1 protein-coding gene is annotated in these 2,120 nt (G+C 30.9%); it reads left to right on the forward strand.

Annotated elements, in window-relative coordinates; translation table 11 throughout:
- A partial coding sequence (locus ACFIM6_RS09785; RefSeq protein ID WP_375612661.1) for a hypothetical protein occupies positions 1 to 518 on the forward strand: 518 nt, incomplete at its 5' end.
- Between the last annotated feature and the right edge of the window lie 1,602 nt (positions 519 to 2,120).

Consider the following 2,120-nt stretch of genomic DNA (forward strand, 5'->3'; position numbering starts at 1 on the left):
TTTATGGCAATGCTGAGGTCTATGGAAAAGCTTTTATCTCTCAATATGCTAAAGTTTATGACCATGCTTTTGTCTATAGCAATGCTCATGTTTATGGCAATGTTTATGGTAATGCTCATGTGAATGGTAGTGCCCGCGTTCTTGCTGATGCTCATATTTATGATCATGCGCATGTTTCTTATGATGCTACGGTTTTTAGTTATGCACGCGTTTATGGTCATGCCAAGGTTTCTGGCTCGGCTTGTATTTATAGCCATGCAAAAATTTATAATTATGCTGTTATTAATGGTCGTGCAAAGATTTATGGCAAGGTTTATGGGAATGCTTGTGTGAGTGGCTCTTGTGAGATTTATGGCTCTGTTTATGGCAATGCTAAAATCTCATATTGTGCAACGATCTGGGGGCGTGTTTATGGCAATGCAAAAATCAATAAAAAAAGCAAAGTAAGGTTGGTTCCAAAAAATTGTGAGGTGTATGAAAGGGATAATGTTGTCAATATAACTGATAAAACAGAATAAAGAACGGCGTGGGGGGCGTGCTTTCTTTATGGTGTATAAACGCATATAAAATGCATTGCTATAAACATATCATAAAAGAGAGAGTAACATAAAAAAAGCCGTGTCAAATGATATGATGCGGCTTTCAAATAGCGATTATAATGATAGAAAAATAATCATCCACAATGGAGTAATGAATGCATATATACAAAACGTATTATATTGCAAGCGCTCTATTGAGATATGAAAACTTATCAAAAGAAACGTAAATGTGCGTATGATCTTTAATCACTCTTTTGAATGGGAGAGCCTATAAATGCTTTTTGTTTCTCTCAAACGTATTAATCATAACGTCTTTATCTTTTAAAGAGATTCATTGAAAACAAAGCCCATGATCATGATGCTTCTTTTAAAACGTTTCAATATACTAAGCTCAAAATCGAGCTGAGTGAATTCACATAACGCATTCTATAAAATCAAAACGCTTGTTAGCTTTAACAAAACTCGTTTTTTACATTTACGAGTATTGGTTTTCAAAACAATCTCTCATAAGACAAATAAATAACCGCTTTTATCAAACGCAAGGCTTTAAAAACTGTTATAAACATCTGTTTCAAATGTTTAAACGTTCATTTAGAAAGGCTTTCATAAGTTTCTTTTAAACAGAACTTCTTTGCAAATTAATCGCTCTATATTTGTGCTCTGTACTTTTAAATGGTAACTTTTAAAACGTTTTTTAGTACCATATCTAAGGTAAAATAGTATTTTACTGCTATGGTATTACCCGCCTCCATTTTTTTGTGGAAGCGAATAATTCCGTTCTTAAAAACTAGTCTGCAATCTATTCATTAAAAGGCTTTTCATTTCATAAGATATAAAATACCTCTTTATCGTTTTTTTAACTTTTAGTAAGCGTTTTAAAAGCGATTTTATCCTTAATCCTTTTATGCAATTTTTTAAATTAAACCTATAAGCTTATGACAGGTTCAAACAGTTAATTTCTTTAATGCCATTTTAGAGGTTTTTCCCAATTTTGGGAAAAATTATATGATCTCTATTTTCTATAAATGCGTATCTTTTGGTACAATTTATCTTATAACAGTTTCAAACGATTACCCTCTATAGGTAATAAGATATTGCTATAGCATTTTTAGATTTTACGCTTCTCAATTTTGAAAACTGTAATTTTATGTTTTTATCATGCGATTAACAATCCAATCATTAAAACAAGATGTGATCTTTAAACGTATGTTATCGATAATTCCAAACAACTAAATTTTAAACAATGCGATTTTGAGTGATAAAAACATATCATAAAATTTATAAACTGTTATGAATGATATCGGCTTTTCATTTTATTTGAATACACACATGCGTTATAATATTCACGTCATGATTTGCTTTTTATGGTCTATTCATACATGGCAATCTTATATAAAAAATGATCAAATGAATCACGTATAAAAAGATGGATTCTTAAGTGGATTCATATAAAATAATTGCAAACAACATATTGACTTTATTGCGTTTTTTTGTATAATGTGACTCTGTAAACCAAAAGGGAGTCTCTACCTGTGGACTTCCTGCTATTTGGTCAAATTCTTGATTACACTTGTCCAAAGC

The organism is Bartonella sp. AA9NXGY (genome assembly GCF_042196845.1).
In the GTDB taxonomy this organism is placed as follows: Bacteria; Pseudomonadota; Alphaproteobacteria; order Rhizobiales; family Rhizobiaceae; genus Bartonella.